Origin of the sequence: Streptomyces sp. NPDC101152 (genome assembly GCF_044768275.1) — a bacterium.
Lineage (GTDB): Bacteria > Actinomycetota > Actinomycetes > Streptomycetales > Streptomycetaceae > Streptomyces.
In genome coordinates, this window is record NZ_JBIWPO010000039.1 from 36,795 (window position 1) to 55,971 (window position 19,177).

The window sequence follows — 19,177 nt, forward strand, 5'->3', positions numbered from 1 at the left end:
TCAACTCCCGCCGCCCACAAGAGGACACGCGCCGGGACTACCCGTACCCCAGCGCGTGCAGCCGCGCGTCGTCGATCCCGAAGTGATGCGCGATCTCGTGCACCACCGTCACCTCGGTCTCCGCCACCACGTCCTCCCGGCTGTCGCACATCCGCAGCGTCGGCCCGCGGTAGATCGTGATGCGGTCCGGCAGCACCCCCGCGTACCACTCCCCCCGGTCCGTCAACGGCGTGCCCTCGTACAGCCCGAGCAGCTCCGGGTCGTCAGCGGGCGGTTCGTCCTCGACGAACACCGCGACGTTGTCCATCAGCCGCGTCAACTCCGGCGGAATCCGGTCAAGCGCCTCGGCGACCAGTTCCTCGAACTCCTCGCGCGTCATCTCCAGCACACGCCCATTGTCGGCCACCCGACGCACGTACGAGAGTCAGCAACCCGCTCGCATACCCACGCCCGGACTTGGGCATACGGGACCAATGGCCCGCGTCCCCGCCATCGCGTCGACCCTCCTGAACCGCGTCCGCACCTCCCCGGGCACCCTCGCCCGCCACTACCGCTCCCGACGCCGGCACCCCACCGCCGAACTCGTCCCCCAACCCCACCCCTGGGCCCGCGCCCTCGGCCTCCTCGCGGTCGTCCTGCTCGGCGCCTGGCTCGGCCTGCTGATCGTGGGCAACGTACGGGTGCCGGTCGGACCGATGAACACCACCATGACCCTGCGCCCGTCCCTGTCCGGCGGCACGAAGATCAACATCTCCCCGCTGGGTGCCCTCGAACTCGACACCCACCAGGCCCCCGTCCGCCTCGACGTCAACGTCGACCAACTCGACCCCGCCCGCTCCCAGGCCCTCGTCGCCCACCCCGAACGACTCTCCGGCCTCCAGAACGAGGTCACCCACGACGTCGAACACGGCACCCTCGACCTCGCCCTGCGCTCCTGCGTCGCCGTCGTCTCCGGCGCCACCGCCCTCGGCCTCGCCGTCTACCGCCGACCCCGCCGCGCCCTCGCCGCCGGCGGCACCGCCCTCGCACTCCTGATGGCCTCCGGCGCCTCCGCCTACGCCACCTGGAACCCCGACTCCGTCCTGGAACCCAAGTACTCCGGCCTGCTCTCCTCCGCCCCCTCCCTGGTCGGCAGCGCCCGCAGCATCGTCACCGAATTCGACGTCTACCAGAAGGAACTGGCCCGCCTGGTCACCAACGTGACCAAGCTGTACGACGTCACCTCCACCCTCCCCGCCTACCAGCCCGACCCGACCACCATCCGCGTCCTGCACGTCTCCGACATCCACCTCAACCCCGCGAGCTGGAAGATCATCGCCTCGCTCGTGCAGCAGTACAAGGTGAACGTCATCGCCGACACCGGCGACACCATGGACCACGGATCGTCGGCCGAGAACGGCTTCCTCGACCCGATCGCCGACCTCGGAGCCCCGTACGTCTGGGTCCGCGGCAACCACGACTCGGCAGTGACCCAGCGCTACCTGAAACGCATGAAGAACGTCCACGTCCTCGACGACGGCAGCGCCGAGACGATCGCCGGACTGCGCTTCGCCGGCATGGGCGATCCCCAGTTCACCCCGGACCGCTCCAACAAACCCGGCGCCGACGCGTCCGAACAACTCGCCGGCGACCGGCTCGCCGCCGCCCTGAACGACCAGCGTGCGGCCGGCAGTCCCGTCGACGTCGCCATGGTCCACGAACCCTCCGCCGCCCGCGAGGTCGACGGCAACGTCCCCCTTGTCCTCTGCGGCCACCTCCACCACGAGGGCGACGAGATCCTCCAGCACGGCACCCGGCTGCGCATGGAGGGCTCGACCGGCGGCAGCGGGCTGCGCGCTCTCGAACACAAGTACCCGGCCCCCATCGAGGCCTCGATCCTCTACTTCGACCGCGCCACCCGGCGCCTCCAGGCCTGGGACGCGATCAAACTGGGCGGCCTGGGCGAGACGACGGCGGAGGTGAGCCGCCACCTCCCGGACGAGAACAAGCCGGGCGCCACCCCATCCACACCATCCGCCACTCCCACCTCACCGTCCCCCTCCCCCTCGACCCCGTAATCCGTTTTGGCGATCCCTCCCCGCATCCCATATGCTTCTCACGTCCCCGACGCGCTGAGAGGCGCCCAGGCGGGCCGATAGCCCTCATCGTCTAGCGGCCTAGGACGCCGCCCTTTCAAGGCGGTAGCACGGGTTCGAATCCCGTTGGGGGCACGCAAAACCGTGTGCGACACTGGTGGTCGCCCACACAGCTTGGTCCTGTGGAGCAGTTTGGAGTGCTCGCCACCCTGTCAAGGTGGAGGCCGCGGGTTCAAATCCCGTCAGGACCGCTGAGGTCTCCTCGGAGCCCTCGTGGCTGGGTAGCTCAGTTGGTACGAGCGATCGCCTGAAAAGCGATAGGTCGCCGGTTCGACCCCGGCCCCAGCCACAACAAAGGCCCCGATCTACGGATCGGGGCCTTGGCAGTTCAAGGGGGGCGGACATTGACGGTGAACGACTTCCGCGGCTTTGAGATCGTCCGGCGTGGTTACGACCGGGACCAGGTCAACGCCTATCTCGCTCAGCTGGCTGCCGGTACGGCTCCCGACGCGCCCCCGGTCTTCGATCTCGCCCGTCGTGGTTACGACCGGGCGCAGGTCGATGCGCGGCTCGCCGAGCTGCGGGCCGGATGAGCGATCCGGCTGCCCTTCGGGGGCGGCGGCAAATCATTCGCCACGTATTTCCCCGGGATGAGATCCTGGACCGCGTATGTCTACGCACCCTGCCCCCGGTACCCCGGCCCTCGGCTCCCTCGCCCCCCGCCTGACCGAGCTCTCGCTGCGCGATGCGCAGCGGCTCGGGCGCAGGCTCGAAGGTGCGCGCAGGATCCGCAAGCCGGAGGCGCGCGCCGCCGTGCTCGCCGAGATCGAGGCGGAGGTCGGGAAGGCCGAGGAGCGGATGGCCACCCGGCGCGCCCGTGTTCCCGCCGTCTCGTATCCCGAGCAGCTTCCGGTCAGCCAGAAGAAGAGCGAGATCGCCGACGCCATCCGCGATCACCAGGTGGTCATCGTCGCCGGTGAGACCGGTTCGGGGAAGACGACCCAGATCCCGAAGATCTGTCTCGAGCTCGGGCGTGGTGTGCGCGGCATGATCGGGCACACCCAGCCCCGTCGTATCGCCGCCCGTACGGTCGCCGAGCGGATCGCCGAGGAGTTGGACACCCCGTTGGGGGAGGCCGTCGGCTGGAAGGTCCGCTTCACCGACCAGGTGAACCCGGACGCCACGTTCATCAAGCTGATGACGGACGGCATCCTGCTCGCCGAGATCCAGACCGACCGCGAGCTGCGCGCCTACGACACGATCATCATCGACGAGGCCCACGAGCGGTCGCTCAACATCGACTTCCTGCTCGGGTACCTGGCGCAGTTGTTGCCGCGCCGGCCCGACCTCAAGGTCGTCATCACCTCGGCGACCATCGACCCGGAGCGTTTCTCGCGGCACTTCGGTGACGCCCCGATCGTCGAGGTCAGTGGGCGGACGTATCCGGTGGAGGTGCGCTACCGGCCGCTCCTTGAGGAGGATTCGGAGGACTCCGACCGGGACCAGATCACCGCGATCTGCGATGCGGTCGAGGAGCTGCAGAAGGAGGGGAAGGGGGACATCCTCGTCTTCCTCTCCGGTGAGCGGGAGATCCGTGACACCGCGGACGCGTTGGTCCGGAAGGATTACCGGTTCACCGAGGTGCTGCCGCTCTACGCCCGGCTCTCCCACGCCGAGCAGCACCGTGTCTTCCAGCCGCACACCGGGCGCAGGATCGTTCTGGCGACGAACGTCGCCGAGACCTCGCTGACCGTCCCGGGCATCAAGTACGTCATCGACCCCGGCTTCGCCCGTATCTCCCGCTACAGCCACCGCACCAAGGTGCAGCGGCTGCCGATCGAGCCGGTCAGCCAGGCCAGCGCCAACCAGCGCAAGGGCCGCTGCGGGCGCACGAGCGACGGCGTCTGCATCCGCCTGTACTCCGAGGACGACTTCCTCGCCCGTCCGGAGTTCACGGACGCGGAGATCCTGCGCACCAATCTGGCTTCCGTCATCCTGCAGATGACCGCGGCCGGTCTCGGCGAGATCGAGAAGTTCCCCTTCATCGATCCGCCGGACCACCGCAACATCCGGGACGGTGTGCAGTTGCTGCAGGAGCTGGGCGCGCTCGACCCGGCCGAGAAGGACCCGCGCAAGCGGCTGACGCAGACCGGCCGCAAGCTGGCCCAGCTACCGGTCGACCCGCGGCTGGCCCGGATGGTCCTGGAGGCGGACCACAACGGCTGCGTCCGCGAGGTCATGGTGATAGCCGCCGCGCTCTCCATCCAGGACCCGCGTGAGCGCCCGGCCGACAAGCAGGCGCAGGCCGATCAGCAGCACGCCCGCTTCAAGGACGAGACCAGCGACTTCCTGGCCTATCTGAACCTGTGGCGCTACATCAGGGAGCAGCAGAAGGAGCGGGGCTCGAGTTCGTTCCGACGGATGTGCAAGCAGGAGTACCTGAACTTCCTGCGCATTCGCGAATGGCAGGACATCTACTCCCAGCTGCGCACGGTGGCCAAGCAGATGGGCATCCACGTCAACGAGGAGGACGCGCCCGGCGACCGCGTGCACGTCTCTCTCCTCGCCGGTCTGCTGTCGCACATCGGTATGAAGGACGTGAAGGAGGGCGCGAAGAACGAGTATCTGGGCGCCCGCAACGCGAAGTTCGCGATCTTCCCCGGTTCCGCGCTCTTCAGGAAGCCGCCGCGGTTCGTGATGTCGGCGGAGCTGGTGGAGACCTCCCGGCTGTGGGCCCGGGTCAACGCGAAGATCGAGCCCGAGTGGGTCGAGCCGCTCGCCGGGCATCTCCTGAAGCGCACGTACAGCGAACCGCACTGGGAGAAGGACCAGGCGGCCGTGATGGCGTACGAGAAGGTGACGCTGTACGGCGTCCCGATCATCGCCGACCGGAAGGTCAACTACGGCCGTATCGACCCGGAAGCCAGCCGTGAGCTGTTCATCCGCAACGCGCTGGTCGAGGGGGACTGGCGCACGCACCACAAGTTCTTCGCGGACAACCGCAGGCTGCTGAGTGAGGTCGAGGAACTCGAACACCGTGCCCGGCGCCGGGACATCGTGGTCGACGACGACACGCTCTTCGACTTCTATGACGCCCGGGTGCCCGAGCACGTCGTCTCCGGTGCCCACTTCGACTCCTGGTGGAAGCGCAAGCGGCACGAGGAGCCGGAGTTCCTGGACTTCGAGCGGGAGATGCTCATCCGGGAGTCGGCCGAGGCGGTGACCAAGGCGGACTATCCGGACAGCTGGCGGCAGGGGCAGCTGAAGTTCCGAGTGACGTACCAGTTCGAGCCGGGTGCGGACGCGGACGGTGTGACCGTGCACGTCCCGCTCCAAGTGCTCAACCAGGTCACGGACGAGGGCTTCGACTGGCAGATCCCGGGGCTGCGGGAGGAGTTGGTGACGGAGCTGATCCGTTCCCTGCCCAAGCCGATCCGCCGCAACTACGTGCCGGCCCCGAACTTCGCGAAACGCTTCCTGGACTCTGCCGTCCCCTTGCAGGAACCGCTCACCACGACCATGGCGCGCGAGCTGAAGCGCATGGTCGGCGTGCCTTTCGAGGCGGAGGACTTCGACTGGTCGAAGGTTCCGGACCATCTGCGGATCACGTTCCGGATCGTCGACGAGCGCCGGCGCAGGCTGGCGGAGGACAAGGACCTGGAGGCGCTGAAGCTTCGTCTCAAGCCGAAGGCGCGCCAGGCGATCTCGCAGGCCGCCGCGGCCACCGCCGAGCGGCAGGGCGGGGAGTCCCTGGAGCGCAAGGGCCTGACCGACTGGACGATCGGCTCCCTGACCCGTGTCTTCGAGACCCGGCGGGCCGGTCAGCCCGTCAAGGCGTACCCGGCACTGGTGGACGACGGCGACACGGTCTCCGTACGCCTCTTCGACACGGAGGCGGAGCAGGCGGAGGCGATGTGGAAGGGCACGCGGCGGCTGATCCTGCGCAACATTCCGGTGAACCCCGCGAAGTTCGCGAGCGATCGCCTGACGAACGCCCAGAAGCTCGCCCTGTCCGCGAATCCGCACGGTTCGGTGCAGGCCCTGTTCGACGACTGCGCGATGGCGGCGGCGGACCGGCTGATCGCCGACTTCGGGGGGCCGGCGTGGGACGAGGAGTCGTACCGGAAGCTGTACGACAAGGTGCGCGCGGAGATCGTGGACACGACGGTGCGGGCGGTCGGGCAGGTGCAGCAGGTGCTGGCGGCCTGGCAGGCCTGTGAGCGCCGTCTGAAGGGCGTACGCAGCCCCGCGCTGCTGGCGAACCTCCAGGACGCGAGGCGGCAGTTGGACGCGCTCGTGAAGCCCGGTTTCGTGACGGAGACCGGGCTGCGCCGGCTGCCGGACCTGATGCGCTACCTCGTCGCCGCCGATCGCCGGCTCCAGCAGATGCCGACGAACGTCCAGCGGGACACGACCCGCATGGAGAAGGTCCACGAGATGCAGGACGAGTACGCGTGGCTGCTGGAGCAGATGCCGCAGGGGCGCCCGGTGCCGCAGCAGGTCCTCGACGTCCGCTGGATGATCGAGGAGCTCCGGGTGAGCTATTTCGCCCACGCGCTCGGCACGGCGTACCCGATCTCCGACAAGCGGATCGTGAAGACGATCGACCAGTTGGCGCCGTAACCAGTCCCGCACACACGGTGAGTTCGACCAGGCGGCTCCCCTCCTGTACAGTCTCTTCTCGCAGCGCAACGCACGAATGGCGCCGCGAAACCTGGTCCTGTGGAGCAGTTTGGAGTGCTCGCCACCCTGTCAAGGTGGAGGCCGCGGGTTCAAATCCCGTCAGGACCGCCAGAGGAACCGAAGGCCCGCACCCGCGAAGAGTGCGGGCCTTCGCCATGCCCCGCCCATCAACCCCCGCCACCCTCCCCGGGCGGAGGCCGCGCCCGCGGCGCAGCCGCAATCAAACACAGCAAATCCCGTCAGGACCGCAAGAAGAAGACGAAGGCCCGCACCCGCGAAGAGTGCGGGCCTTCCTCGTACCCGACCTAGGTTGCCGCCCCTGTGGCCGTGTCCTGCCCGGCCGACTGCGGTTGCCTTCAGGTGGCGACTCCCTGCGTATCGGGGGCGTGCGTGCCCCTCACCGGCCCCACGCCGTCTTGACGGCGTGGGAATCCCTCGGTACCCAGAACCCAGGGCCTCTTTCCGTGCGGCCCAGTGGAGGTGGCGTATGGCGGCGCCGGTCAGGCATGAGACGCGGGCGTTGCTCCGTGCGCATCTGTCGGCCGCGTCCTCGTACGGGCACCTGACCCGGCACTGCCCGGTCTGCCACCACCTGCTGCGGCTGGCGATGGACTCCGCGCCGAGAGTCGTCGAGACGTCGGACGCGGCGGAGGAGGAGAGTCCCGCGGGTGCCTGACTCTCCATTAGCGTACGCGGAGCCGTGGCAACAAGGACTCTGGCATGTGACGGGTGTCACCGCATGAGTTTCTGAAAGCACGGTACTTACACCCGACCTACAACAGGTCAATTTAATATGTGCAATTGCACCCTTGTTGTCACCTCCCCGCGCGCCCCCCAGCCAGGGCCCCCACAGGAGATCCGACAGCCCTCCCCAGACTCCGACAAGCCCGCTCACAGAGCGGTCGACCCCGAACGCCAGGCGCACAAAAAAGATCGCGCTGGACCCGGCGGAGTCCAGCGCGATCGACGACGCACCCTGTCACGTACTGGGGAAGCCCGGAGGGGCTTGGGCGTAGGTCCCGTTGGGGCAGGACCCGCGTCGTGTGGAGCTAGGGTTCGGGCGTTCCGGCACGTTGGGGGACCTACCGGTTTGCCCTGCTATGTAGTTGTTCAGGCCTCGCTGCGCTGCTGCGGGATGCCCGCGAGCAGAGCGCGGACCTCGGCCTCGCGGTAGCGGCGGTGCCCGCCGAGCGTACGGATCGACGTGAGCTTGCCGGCCTTTGCCCACCGCGTGACCGTCTTCGGGTCCACGCGGAACATCGTGGCAACCTCAGCCGGGGTCAGCAGCGGCTCGGCATCAGGGGTGCGAGCGGTCATGAGCGGCCTCCTCGGGAGAACCGAACCTTCTCGGTTCTTTCCTCTAAATTCTGCACCTTGACCCGCGTTGCCCGAAATGGCGGACGCGAGTCGAGTCGGTTATAGGACGAACGGCTTGTCCTCGGCACTACAACTACACCATCTGTCCAGCCGCGTCGGCCAAACCGATGGAATTGCCCCTCCAGGTGTTCATCACCGACGGAAGCCGATGGACCATGCCATAGCGGACAGTCACGCCACTGTGACGATCAGTCACAGGACGATCAGGAGTCATCAGACCCCCCACAGAAGAGCCTCCCCCGGGCCCCTTGTCCTATTTTGGCACGAGGAGGGGCAAGAGATGCAAGAGCCGGGTACGTGCGGTCCGTCACGCTTGACACACAGTGAGGTGTACGCCCGGATCGGGACCTACGTCCCTTGTCTGCGAAAGCTGAGCTTCCGGAACCTCTTGAACGAGGACGAAACCCCAAAACGGGCGTCCCGTCAAACGTCAGTTCGCCGAGCGCCGGTCCCTGACCGACCGCCAGCGCTCCACCAGCCGCCCGTAGGCGGCCCCCGCGGCCGCCCCGTCGCCGAGCCGCAGCGCCTCGATGCCCTCGGCGACGTCGGCCGCCGAGTGGTCGTCCTCGAGCTCGCCGGCCGGCAGGGTGTGCACCAGGCCGCCGTAGTCCAGCTCGACCAGCGAGCGCGGATGGAACTCCTCCAGCCAGCGCCCCACGTCCACCAGACCGTCGATGAGCGGTCCCTCGTCGAGGGCGTCCTTCAGGGTCCGCAGGGCCCGTGCCACCCGCCGCCGTGCCTGCACCATCGGGGTGCGGTAGCGCAGCATCGGCGGGATCTCGCCGGACCCCTTGTCGAAGCGCCGCTCCTCGTCCGACACCAGCACGAACCAGTGCAGCGGCACCTGCCAGGTCGAGGTGCGGATCCAGGGGCGGGCGTCCGGGTTGCGCACCAGCCAGCGCTCGTAGTCCTGGCTCGACTGGCGCCGTACGAGTTCCGGGAGCGCCGCGTCCAGGACCGGCTTGGGCAGTTCCTCGGGCAGCTCCTGCAGGGCCTGCCAGCCGCGTAGCCGGGTCCGCCAGGGGCAGACGCACACCACCCCGTCCACGTCGAGCACGAACGCGTCGCCGCTCTCGTGCACCGGCACCGCGACGGGCGGGGTGGGCAGCAGGTCGGCGAGCGAGCGGCGCAGTTCGTCCTGGTACGACGGCCGCTCGGGGCGGCGGGCGTAGCGCGCCCAGTGGCCGCGCTCGGGCTCGGCGAAGGCGGCCAGCGGTTCGTAGACGCGGAGGTACGTCGCGTACGGGACGATCACCGAGGACACCTTGGGCACGCCTGCTCCCTCCCCCTCCCACCACCGGGAAAACCTGCGGAACCCGCTCACCGGACGCGCGGGAAATCCATGCAAATCGTCGCACGGCCGTACTCCGGTGGGAGATGATCCGCGGCACTGCCCGGATGGCGGGGCGATCAGGGTCTAAATTCGTGCTCAGCACCCGCCACCTACACGGGAGCTGCTCCACCCGCCGCTACTTGCTTCAGGAGTCACCACAGTGACCGACGTAACCGGCGCACCTGCTGATGTACTGCACACCCTGTTCCACTCGGACCAGGGCGGACATGAGCAAGTCGTGCTCTGCCAGGATCGCGCGAGCGGTCTGAAGGCCGTCATCGCCATCCACAACACCGCCCTGGGCCCCGCGCTCGGCGGTACCCGCTTCTACCCTTACGCGACCGAGGCGGAGGCCGTCGCCGACGCGCTCAACCTCGCGCGCGGGATGTCGTACAAGAACGCCATGGCCGGTCTCGACCACGGCGGTGGCAAGGCCGTGATCATCGGCGACCCGGACCGGGACAAGACCGAGGAGCTGCTGCTCGCCTACGGCCGCATGGTCGCCTCCCTCGGCGGCCGGTACGTGACGGCCTGCGACGTCGGTACGTACGTCGCCGACATGGACGTCGTGGCGCGCGAGTGCCGCTGGACGACCGGGCGCTCGCCGGAGAACGGCGGCGCCGGCGACTCCTCCGTGCTCACCGCCTTCGGCGTCTACCAGGGCATGCGGGCCAGCGCCCAGCACCTGTGGGGCGACCCCTCGCTGCGTGGCCGCAAGGTCGGTGTCGCGGGCGTCGGGAAGGTCGGGCGCCACCTGGTCCGGCACCTGCGGGACGAGGGCGCAGAGGTCGTGATCACGGACGTGCGTGAGGAGGCCGTGGGGCGAATCCTCGCGGACCATCCGGAGGGCGTGACGGCCGTCGCCGACACCGCGACCCTGATCCGCGTCGACGGCCTCGACATCTACGCCCCCTGCGCGCTCGGCGGCGCCCTCAACGACGACACCGTGCCCGCGCTGACCGCGCGGATCGTGTGCGGGGCGGCCAACAACCAGCTCGCCCACCCGGGCGTCGAGAAGGACCTCGCCGACCGCGGGATCCTCTACGCGCCGGACTACGTGGTCAACGCCGGCGGTGTCATCCAGGTCGCCGACGAGCTGAACGGGTTCGACTTCGGCCGGTGCCGGGCGAAGGCGGCGAAGATCTTCGACACCACACTGGCCATATTCGCACGTGCGAAGGAGGACGGGATTCCGCCGGCCGCGGCGGCCGACCGGATCGCCGAGCAGCGCATGGCGGACGGCCGCGCGGCGCGCTGAATCCGTACGGATCACGGGCCCGGAGGGGTTTGGCCGGTACCCGTCGGCGGGCACTTGGAGAGAACTCTCACGTCCGTCGGCGGGTCGCCTGCCGAGAAGTGGTTAAAATCGCGGTTGACCAGCGGGGACAGGGCGCCCCGAGGGTCCTGGGCGCGGGCACGTCATGCGGGCGACGTACCGTATGGGCGCGGGCTCAGGTACCGTGGAAGCCCTACGGACCGGTCTCTCCACGGAGAGCCCGTTCCAGATCATGAACGCGTGTCAAGACTCTGGGGCCGTCGAGCCCCGTCACCGAGGGGGTCGAGCCATGGGGCGCGGCCGGGCCAAGGCCAAGCAGACGAAGGTCGCCCGCCAGCTGAAGTACAACAGCGGCGGGACTGACCTGTCGCGTCTGGCCAGTGAGCTGGGCGCTTCGACTTCGAGCCAGCCGCCGAACGGCGAGCCGTTCGAGGACGACGAGGACGAAGACGACCCGTACGCCCAGTACGCGGATCTCTACAACGACGACGATGAGGACGAGGACGACCACTCCGGTCCGTCGTCCCAACATCGTCGCGGCGCGTAGTGCTTGCGACGGCTTAGCCGTTCAGACCCGGTCCGGGGCCCAGCACCGGACCGGGTTTCATGCTGCCGTCGTTCCGCGCTGCCGTCGCGGGGCTGTGCCCCGGACGGTCACGCGTAGTCGCCCACGAGTTCCGCACCCGTCGAGTGGTCGCCGCGTTCGGTGATCTCTCCGGCGACCCATGCCTCGACCCCGCGGTCGGCCAGCGTCGCGAGCGCCACGTCGGCCGACTCCTCGGGGACGACGGCGATCATGCCCACGCCCATGTTGAGGGTCTTCTCCAGCTCCAGGCGCTCGACCTGACCCGTCCTGCCGACCAGCTCGAAGACCGGGGCCGGGGTCCAAGTGGAGCGGTCGACGATCGCGTGAAGGGTGTCGGGGATCACACGCGCCAGGTTGGCGGCGAGTCCGCCACCCGTGACGTGGCTGAAGGCGTGGACATCGGTGGTGCGCGTCAGCGCCAGGCAGTCCAGCGAGTAGATCTTGGTCGGCTCGAGGAGTTCCTCGCCGAGGGTGCGGCCGAAGTCCTCCACGCGCGCGTCCAGGGAGAGACCGGCCTGGTTCAGCAGGACGTGCCGGACGAGGGAGTACCCGTTCGAGTGAAGCCCGGAGGCCGCCATGGCGATGACGGCGTCCCCCGTACGGATGCGATCCGGGCCGAGCAACCGGTCGGCCTCCACGACGCCCGTACCGGCGCCGGCGACGTCGAAGTCGTCCTCACCGAGCAGCCCGGGGTGCTCGGCCGTCTCGCCGCCCACCAGGGCGCAGCCGGCCAGCACACAGCCCTCCGCGATGCCCTTGACGATCGCGGCGACCCGCTCGGGGTGGACCTTGCCGACGCAGATGTAGTCGGTCATGAACAGCGGCTCGGCGCCGCACACCACGATGTCGTCCATGACCATCGCGACCAGGTCGTGGCCGATGGTGTCGTACACGCCGAGCTGACGGGCGATGTCGACCTTGGTGCCGACGCCGTCGGTGGCGGAGGCGAGCAGGGGGCGCTCGTAGTTCTTCAGGGCGGAGACGTCGAAGAGGCCGGCGAAACCGCCGAGGCCGCCGAGGACCTCGGGGCGCCGCGTCTTCCTCACCCACTCCTTCATGAGCTCGACGGCGCGGTCGCCCGCTTCGATGTCGACGCCGGCAGCCGCGTAGGAAGCACCGGTAACAGGACTCTCAGACATTGCCTGGGATCTTTCGGGTCGGTTTCTACGAGGCTTACGGGCGACGGATCGCGTCGGCCGCGGCCGTGGCCGCGGGACCCGCGGCAAGCTCGGTCTCCAGGAGCTGCTTGCCCAGCAGCTCGGGGTCCGGAAGCTCCATCGGGTACTCGCCGTCGAAGCAGGCGCGGCACAGGTTCGGCTTGGCGATGGTGGTCGCCTCGATCATGCCGTCGATGGAGATGTACGCCAGCGAGTCGGCGCCCAGCGAGGTGCCGATCTCGTCGATCGTCATGCCGTTGGCGATGAGTTCGGCCCGGGTGGCGAAATCTATGCCGAAGAAGCAGGGCCACTTCACCGGCGGGGAGGAGATCCGGATGTGGACCTCGGCGGCGCCCGCCTCGCGCAGCATCCGCACCAGCGCCCGCTGGGTGTTGCCGCGCACGATCGAGTCGTCGACGACGACCAGGCGCTTGCCCTTGATGACTTCCTTCAGCGGGTTCAGCTTGAGGCGGATACCGAGCTGCCGGATGGTCTGCGAGGGCTGGATGAAGGTCCGGCCGACGTACGCGTTCTTCACGAGACCCGCACCGAAGGGGATGCCGGAGGCCTCGGCGTAGCCGATGGCGGCCGGGGTGCCGGACTCCGGGGTCGCTATCACCAGGTCGGCCTCGACCGGGGCTTCCTTCGCGAGCTTGCGGCCCATCTCCACGCGGGAGAGGTACACGTTCCGACCGGCGATGTCGGTGTCGGGGCGGGCCAGGTACACGTACTCGAAGACACAGCCCTTGGGCTTCGCTTCCGCGAATCGCGAGGTGCGCAGGCCGTTCTCGTCGATGGCGACGAACTCGCCCGGCTCGATCTCGCGGACGTAGCTGGCGCCGCAGATGTCCAGGGCGGCGGACTCGGAGGCGACGACCCAGCCGCGCTCGAGGCGGCCGAGGACCAGCGGGCGGATGCCCTGCGGGTCGCGGGCGGCGTAGAGGGTGTGCTCGTCCATGAAGACGAGGGAGAAGGCACCGCGCACCTTCGGGAGGACCGTGTGGGCGGCCTCCTCGATGGTCAGCGGCTTGCCGTCCGCATCCTCCTGGGCGGCCAGCAGGGCCGTCAGGAGGTCGGTGTCGTTGGTGGCCGCCACGCGCGGGGTGCGGCCGCCCTCCTTCTTCGGCAGGTCGGCGACCATCTCGGCGAGCTGCGCCGTGTTGACCAGGTTGCCGTTGTGGCCGAGCGCGATGGAACCGTGCGCGGTGGCGCGGAACGTCGGCTGGGCGTTCTCCCACACGGAGGCGCCGGTGGTCGAGTAGCGGGCGTGTCCGACCGCGATGTGACCCTGCAGCGAACCGAGCGAGGTCTCGTCGAAGACCTGGGAGACGAGGCCCATGTCCTTGAAGACGAGGATCTGGGAGCCGTTGCTGACCGCGATACCCGCGGATTCCTGGCCCCGATGCTGGAGGGCGTAGAGCCCGAAGTAAGTGAGCTTGGCGACCTCTTCGCCCGGAGCCCAGACACCGAAGACGCCGCAGGCGTCCTGGGGGCCCTTCTCACCGGGGAGCAGATCATGATTGAGTCGACCGTCACCACGTGGCACGGCATCGAGTGTAGGCGAGATCGACCACTGGTCCGAATTAGGGATACCCACCGGTAGTGGATCACCCTCCCCGCGCCCCCTTCTGACCTGCGCAAACACTGACGAGCCGGACCGCCGTGGCCCCCGGACGGCAGGACCTGAGTGAGACGTCCCTCACCTTCCGGGTGGCGGTCCGCCCCCCGCGGGGGCTATGCCATCAGCGGCAGCAGTCCGGACAGGTCCGCCCGTTCCCCGCTCGCGCTCACCCGTGCCTCCTCCAGCGCGTCCTTCCACGCCAGTCGGCCCGTCGCGAGCCGGATCCAGGTGAGCGGGTCGGTCTCGACGACGTTCGGCGGGGTACCGCGGGTGTGCCGGGGGCCCTCGACGCACTGCACGACGGCGTGCGGCGGGATCCGCACCTCGGTGGAGCCGCCGGGCGCCTTCACGGCGAGCGCGTCGGCGAGCAGCCGGGTGCAGGCGGCGAGCGCCTGCCGGTCGAACGGCACCTCGAGGCCCGGCACGGCGGCGTTCAGGTCGTCGGTGTGGACGACGAGTTCGACGGTACGGGTGACCAGGTACTCGGCGAACGGCATCGCGCCCGCGGTGGTCTGCAGCAGCCGCGCCCCGGGGTACGTGTCGAGCTGCCGGACCAGGTCCTGCTCCACGCCGTCGAGGTAGGCGCCGAGGTCCTGGTGTTCCCCCGCGAGCTGCTGGGTGAACGCGTCGATGGCCGTGGAGTTGGCGGAGGTCCTGAAGGGCCAGTCGAGCGGGGTGGCGTCCTGCCGCGCCGGCTCGGGCAGGTCGAGGGCCCGTCCGATGGCCGACAGGGCCATGCCGAGGTGCGCGACCAGTTCCCGTACGGTCCAGTCCCCGAGCCGGGTGGGCAGCGCGAGCTGCTCCGCGCTCAGGGTCCCGGCGGCCCGGCGTACGTTCCCGTACTGGGCGAGGACCGCGGCACGGATCTTCGCGGGGTCGTAGGTGCGGGCGCGCTTCTTGGCCGTGGGCATGACCGTGAGCCTAGTGCCGCGGCAGGCGACGTTCGCCCCGTCGCGACGCCCGGCACGCCCTCTCGCCGCACCGGCCGAAACCCCAAGTACGTCCGGTCCCTCAACGGGGCATTCCGCCCGGCACGCCGAGAGGACGCTCCCCCCACTCTCGACTTCGCTCGAGCGGGAGGAGCCCCCACGACGCCGCTCCTTACCGGGCAAACGATGCCTGCCGCGGCACTAGTTGGAGAGGCTGACAGTCGGCCCAGGAATTGCGAAGGCCCCGGCCGTGCGGGACGGGCGGGGCCTTCGGCGTCGTACGTCCGGTTACTTCAGCAGGGCCGGGATCGTCTCCTCGTGGGCGACGCGCAGTTCCGCCAGGGAGATCGCGAACTCGCCCTGGACGTCCACCTCGTCGCCGTCGACCACGCCGATGCGGTTGACGGGCAGACCCCGGGCCCCGCACATGTCGTTGAAGCGGACCTCCTCGGAGCGCGGCACCGCGACGATCGCGCGGCCGGCCGACTCGGAGAAGAGGAAGGTGAACGCCTCCAGCCCGTCCGGTACGACCAGACGCGCGCCCTTGCCGCCGAGCAGCGCCGACTCGACGACCGCCTGGATCAGACCGCCGTCGGACAGGTCGTGCGCGGAGTCGATCATGCCGTCGCGGGAGGCGGAGATCAGGATCTCGGCGAGCAGGCGCTCGCGCTCCAGGTCGACCTTCGGGGGCAGTCCGCCGAGGTGGTCGTGGATCACCTGCGACCAGGCCGAGCCGCCGAACTCCTCACGCGTGTCGCCGAGGAGGTACAGCAGCTGCCCCTCCTCCTGGAAGGCGACCGGCGTGCGCCGGGCGACGTCGTCGATGACGCCCAGGACCGCGACCACCGGGGTCGGGTGGATGGCCACGTCGCCGGTCTGGTTGTAGAGCGAGACGTTGCCGCCGGTCACCGGCGTGCCCAACTGCTGGCAGCCGTCGGCGAGTCCGCGGATGGCCTCCGCGAACTGCCACATCACGGCCGGGTCCTCGGGCGAACCGAAGTTCAGGCAGTCGGAGACGGCGAGCGGCCTGGCGCCGGTGGTGGCGACGTTGCGGTACGCCTCCGCGAGCGCCAACTGGGCGCCCGTGTACGGGTCGAGCTTCGCGTAACGGCCGTTGCCGTCGGTCGCGATGGCGACACCGAGGCCGCTCTCCTCGTCGATGCGGATCATGCCGGAGTCCTCCGGCTGTGCCAGCACCGTGTTGCCCTGCACGAAGTGGTCGTACTGCGAGGTGATCCACTTCTTGGAGGCCTGGTTGGGAGAGGCGACCAGCTTCAGGACCTGGTCCTTCAGCTCCGCCGAAGTCGTGGGCCGCGCAAGCTTGCCCGCGTCGTCCGCCTGGAGTTCGTCCTGCCACTCCGGACGGGCGTACGGGCGCTCGTAGACCGGGCCGTCATGGGCGACCGTGCGCGGGTCGACGTCGACGATCTTGCCGCCGTGCCAGTAGATCTCCAGGCGGTCGCCGTCGGTCACCTCACCGATGACGGTGGCGATGACGTCCCACTTGTCGCAGATCTCCAGGAACCGCTCGACCTTCTCGGGCTCCACGACCGCGCACATGCGTTCCTGCGACTCGCTCATGAGGATCTCCTCGGGCGAGAGCGTGGAGTCGCGCAGCGGTACGTCGTCCAGCGTCACGCGCATGCCGCCGGAGCCGTTGGAGGCGAGCTCGGAGGTGGCGCAGGACAGGCCGGCCGCGCCGAGGTCCTGGATGCCGACGACCAGCTTCTCCTGGAAGGCCTCCAGGGTGCACTCGATGAGCAGCTTCTCCTGGAAGGGGTCGCCGACCTGCACGGCAGGACGCTTGCTCGGCTTGGCGTCGTCGAAGGTCTCGGAGGCCAGGATCGAGGCGCCACCGATGCCGTCACCACCCGTACGGGCCCCGTACAGGATGACCTTGTTGCCCACGCCGGACGCCTTCGCGAGGTGGATGTCCTCGTGCCGCATCACACCGATGGCACCGGCGTTGACCAGCGGGTTGCCCTGGTAGCAGGCGTCGAAGACGACCTCGCCGCCGATGTTCGGCAGGCCGAGGCAGTTGCCGTAGCCGCCGATGCCGGCGACGACGCCGGGGAGCACGCGCTTGGTGTCGGGGTGGTCGGCCGCGCCGAAGCGAAGCGGGTCGACGACCGCGACCGGGCGGGCGCCCATCGCGATGATGTCGCGGACGATGCCGCCGACGCCCGTGGCCGCGCCCTGGTAGGGCTCGACGTAGGAGGGGTGGTTGTGGGACTCGACCTTGAAGGTGACGGCGTAGCCCTGGCCGACGTCCACGACACCGGCGTTCTCGCCGATGCCGACGAGGAGGGCGTCGGACTGCGGGGCCTTCTCGCCGAACTGGCGCAGGTGCACCTTCGAGGACTTGTAGCTGCAGTGCTCGGACCACATCACGGAGTACATGGCGAGCTCGGCGCCGGTCGGGCGGCGGCCGAGAATCTCCACGACCCGCTCGTACTCGTCCTTCTTCAGGCCGAGTTCGGCCCAGGGCAGCTCGACGTCGGGGGTCTCGGCCGCGTGCTCGACCGTGTCCAGAGGCGTCCTGCTCATGCGGTGACCAGCTTCTTGAGGATCGAGGTGAAGAACGGGAGGCCGTCGGTACGGCCGGTACCGATCAGCGGCTCGGTGGCGTGCTCGGGGTGCGGCATGAGGCCCACGACGTTGCCCGCCTCGTTGGTGATGCCGGCGATGTCGTTGAGCGAGCCGTTCGGGTTGAAGTCGAGATAGCGGAAGGCGACCCGCCCCTCGGCCTCCAGCTTGTCCAGCGTGTACTGGTCGGCGACGTAGCGGCCGTCCATGTTCTTCAGCGGGATGTGGATCTCCTGGCCGGCCTCGTAGTCGACGGTCCAGGCGGTCTCCGCGTTCTCCACCCGCAGCTTCTGGTCACGGCAGATGAAGTGGAGGTGGTCGTTGCCGAGCATCCCGCCCGGGAGGAGGTGCGCCTCGGTGAGGATCTGGAAGCCGTTGCAGATGCCGAGGACCGGCAGCCCGGCCTTCGCCTGCTCGATGACCGTCTCCATCACGGGCGAGAAGCGGGAGATGGCGCCGGCCCGCAGGTAGTCGCCGTAGGAGAAACCACCCGGAAGGACGACGGCGTCCACCTGGTGGAGGTCCTTGTCCTTGTGCCAGAGGGCGACCGGCTCGGCGCCCGCGAGGCGGATCGCGCGCTGGGTGTCCCGGTCGTCCAGGCTGCCCGGGAAAGTGACGACGCCAATACGAGCGGTCACTTCGCGGCCTCCGCGACTTCGTCCACCCGGACGGTGAAGTCCTCGATCACGGTGTTGGCCAGGAAGGATTCCGCAAGATCGTGGATGCGGGCGAGCGCGGCCTCGTCGACCGGCCCGTCAACTTCCAGTTCGAAACGCTTTCCCTGACGTACGTCCGAGATCCCCTCGAAACCCAGGCGCGGCAGTGCGCGCTGCACCGCCTGGCCCTGTGGGTCGAGGATCTCCGGCTTGAGCATGACGTCGACTACGACGCGTGCCACGTGCACTCCCGGTGGTGTGGTGCTGAGCAGGTTCCTGCAGGTGGTTTCAGACTACCCGCACAAAATTTCTACGCGCGTCGACTTGTAGGAATCTACGTGACCGCTGTCACGATCCGGCGACGGCGGGGGCGCCCGCCAAAATTTGCGGGAAAGATACGCACTCGACAGCCGAACCCTATTGCGCTCGGACCCGTAGAAGGATTTAGTCAGCCTTCACAATGCATTGTCGGGCGCTGTACAAATGAATTGGCATAGTGCCGTACGAAGGGACCGATATTCGTGGCGCAGAAGGTCGTGGTCACTCTCTTTGACGACATCGACGGCTCGGAAGCGGCGGAAACGATCGCCTTCGGACTCGACGGCAAGTCGTACGAGATCGACCTGAATCAAACCAACGCCAAGGAACTGCGCAAGGCGCTCGCGCCCTACGTGGAGGCCGGCCGCAAGCGGGCCAAGTCGGGCCGCACCTACCGGCAGACGGAGGTCGCCCCCGACCCGGCGGCCGTCCGGGCCTGGGCCCAGGCCAACAAGATGGACGTGCCCGCCCGCGGGCGCATCCCCAAGAAGGTCTACGAGGCCTTCAGCGCGGCCCAGTAGCCGCCGGCCGACGACCGGTCAGCCGCCCCCCGGCGGAACCGACTTGCGCTGCACCCCTC

General features: G+C 69.0%; 16 protein-coding genes and 4 tRNA genes. 11 read left to right on the forward strand and 9 right to left on the reverse strand.

Features of this window, described 5'->3' with window-relative positions; translation table 11 throughout:
* Window positions 1-37 precede the first annotated feature (37 nt).
* The gene (locus ACIRVK_RS34085; RefSeq protein WP_041819691.1) at window positions 38-388 is read right to left on the reverse strand and encodes a metallopeptidase family protein; all 351 of its coding nucleotides are present in this window, start codon (window positions 386-388) and stop codon (window positions 38-40) included.
* A gap of 85 nt (window positions 389-473) precedes the next feature.
* Between ACIRVK_RS34085 and ACIRVK_RS34090 the strand changes: the two genes are divergently transcribed.
* From ACIRVK_RS34090 to ACIRVK_RS34125, 8 genes are all read left to right on the forward strand, one after another.
* A complete protein-coding gene (locus ACIRVK_RS34090) occupies window positions 474-2,057 on the forward strand; it encodes a metallophosphoesterase (protein ID WP_404254026.1) in 1,584 nt (527 codons plus the stop codon).
* A gap of 80 nt (window positions 2,058-2,137) precedes the next feature.
* Window positions 2,138-2,210, forward strand: a tRNA-Glu gene (locus tag ACIRVK_RS34095).
* 41 nt (window positions 2,211-2,251) lie between these two features.
* A tRNA-Asp gene (locus ACIRVK_RS34100) sits at window positions 2,252-2,326 on the forward strand.
* 24 nt (window positions 2,327-2,350) lie between these two features.
* Window positions 2,351-2,424 (forward strand) — tRNA-Phe (locus ACIRVK_RS34105).
* Between the two features lie 61 nt (window positions 2,425-2,485).
* Window positions 2,486-2,668 (forward strand): DivIVA domain-containing protein, encoded by a 183-nt coding sequence (locus tag ACIRVK_RS34110; protein WP_404254075.1) that lies wholly within the window; start codon window positions 2,486-2,488, stop codon window positions 2,666-2,668.
* 76 nt (window positions 2,669-2,744) lie between these two features.
* Complete coding sequence (gene hrpA, locus ACIRVK_RS34115) at window positions 2,745-6,698, forward strand: ATP-dependent RNA helicase HrpA (protein ID WP_404254028.1); 3,954 nt, start codon at window positions 2,745-2,747, stop codon at window positions 6,696-6,698.
* Window positions 6,699-6,791: 93 nt separating this feature from the next.
* Window positions 6,792-6,869, forward strand: a tRNA-Asp gene (locus ACIRVK_RS34120).
* Between the two features lie 376 nt (window positions 6,870-7,245).
* Window positions 7,246-7,434 (forward strand): DUF6274 family protein, encoded by a 189-nt coding sequence (locus tag ACIRVK_RS34125; protein WP_404254030.1) that lies wholly within the window; start codon window positions 7,246-7,248, stop codon window positions 7,432-7,434.
* 434 nt (window positions 7,435-7,868) lie between these two features.
* On the opposite strand, the gene bldC is transcribed toward ACIRVK_RS34125, so the two are convergent.
* Both bldC and ACIRVK_RS34135 read right to left on the reverse strand, forming a co-directional pair.
* Window positions 7,869-8,075 carry a developmental transcriptional regulator BldC gene (bldC, locus tag ACIRVK_RS34130; RefSeq protein WP_003949541.1) on the reverse strand — a complete coding sequence of 69 codons (207 nt, stop codon included), beginning with the start codon at window positions 8,073-8,075 and terminating at the stop codon, window positions 7,869-7,871.
* A 490-nt stretch (window positions 8,076-8,565) separates the two neighbouring features.
* Window positions 8,566-9,408: a hypothetical protein gene (locus tag ACIRVK_RS34135; protein WP_404254032.1), complete on the reverse strand. Its 843-nt coding sequence runs from the start codon at window positions 9,406-9,408 to the stop codon at window positions 8,566-8,568.
* Between the two features lie 220 nt (window positions 9,409-9,628).
* On the opposite strand from ACIRVK_RS34135, the gene ACIRVK_RS34140 reads away from it, so the two are divergent.
* Together ACIRVK_RS34140 and ACIRVK_RS34145 are read left to right on the forward strand one after the other, a co-directional pair.
* Complete coding sequence (locus tag ACIRVK_RS34140) at window positions 9,629-10,726, forward strand: Leu/Phe/Val dehydrogenase (RefSeq protein ID WP_404254034.1); 1,098 nt, start codon at window positions 9,629-9,631, stop codon at window positions 10,724-10,726.
* A gap of 307 nt (window positions 10,727-11,033) precedes the next feature.
* Window positions 11,034-11,291: a DUF3073 domain-containing protein gene (locus ACIRVK_RS34145; RefSeq protein WP_404254036.1), complete on the forward strand. Its 258-nt coding sequence runs from the start codon at window positions 11,034-11,036 to the stop codon at window positions 11,289-11,291.
* Between the two features lie 107 nt (window positions 11,292-11,398).
* Here the strand turns inward: ACIRVK_RS34145 and purM are convergent, their stop codons facing one another.
* The 6 genes from purM to purS all read right to left on the reverse strand — a co-directional run bounded on the left by purM (window position 11,399) and on the right by purS (window position 18,521).
* The gene (gene purM / locus ACIRVK_RS34150; RefSeq protein WP_404254038.1) at window positions 11,399-12,469 is read right to left on the reverse strand and encodes a phosphoribosylformylglycinamidine cyclo-ligase; all 1,071 of its coding nucleotides are present in this window, start codon (window positions 12,467-12,469) and stop codon (window positions 11,399-11,401) included.
* A gap of 34 nt (window positions 12,470-12,503) precedes the next feature.
* Entirely contained in the window at window positions 12,504-14,033 is a 1,530-nt protein-coding gene (gene purF, locus ACIRVK_RS34155; protein WP_123966093.1) for an amidophosphoribosyltransferase, read from the reverse strand.
* Between the two features lie 188 nt (window positions 14,034-14,221).
* The gene (locus tag ACIRVK_RS34160) at window positions 14,222-15,019 is read right to left on the reverse strand and encodes a sterol carrier family protein (RefSeq protein ID WP_404254040.1); all 798 of its coding nucleotides are present in this window, start codon (window positions 15,017-15,019) and stop codon (window positions 14,222-14,224) included.
* A 306-nt stretch (window positions 15,020-15,325) separates the two neighbouring features.
* Window positions 15,326-17,584 (reverse strand): phosphoribosylformylglycinamidine synthase subunit PurL, encoded by a 2,259-nt coding sequence (purL, locus tag ACIRVK_RS34165; RefSeq protein WP_404254042.1) that lies wholly within the window; start codon window positions 17,582-17,584, stop codon window positions 15,326-15,328.
* The gene (purQ, locus tag ACIRVK_RS34170) at window positions 17,581-18,261 is read right to left on the reverse strand and encodes a phosphoribosylformylglycinamidine synthase subunit PurQ (protein WP_404254044.1); all 681 of its coding nucleotides are present in this window, start codon (window positions 18,259-18,261) and stop codon (window positions 17,581-17,583) included. The genes purL and purQ overlap by 4 nt, the downstream gene beginning before the upstream one ends.
* Window positions 18,258-18,521 (reverse strand): phosphoribosylformylglycinamidine synthase subunit PurS, encoded by a 264-nt coding sequence (gene purS / locus ACIRVK_RS34175; protein WP_093501106.1) that lies wholly within the window; start codon window positions 18,519-18,521, stop codon window positions 18,258-18,260. Before purS ends, purQ begins: the two co-directional genes overlap by 4 nt.
* Before the next feature lie 279 nt (window positions 18,522-18,800).
* Between purS and ACIRVK_RS34180 the strand changes: the two genes are divergently transcribed.
* Window positions 18,801-19,118 (forward strand): Lsr2 family protein, encoded by a 318-nt coding sequence (locus ACIRVK_RS34180; protein WP_404254046.1) that lies wholly within the window; start codon window positions 18,801-18,803, stop codon window positions 19,116-19,118.
* Window positions 19,119-19,177: the final 59 nt, after the last annotated feature.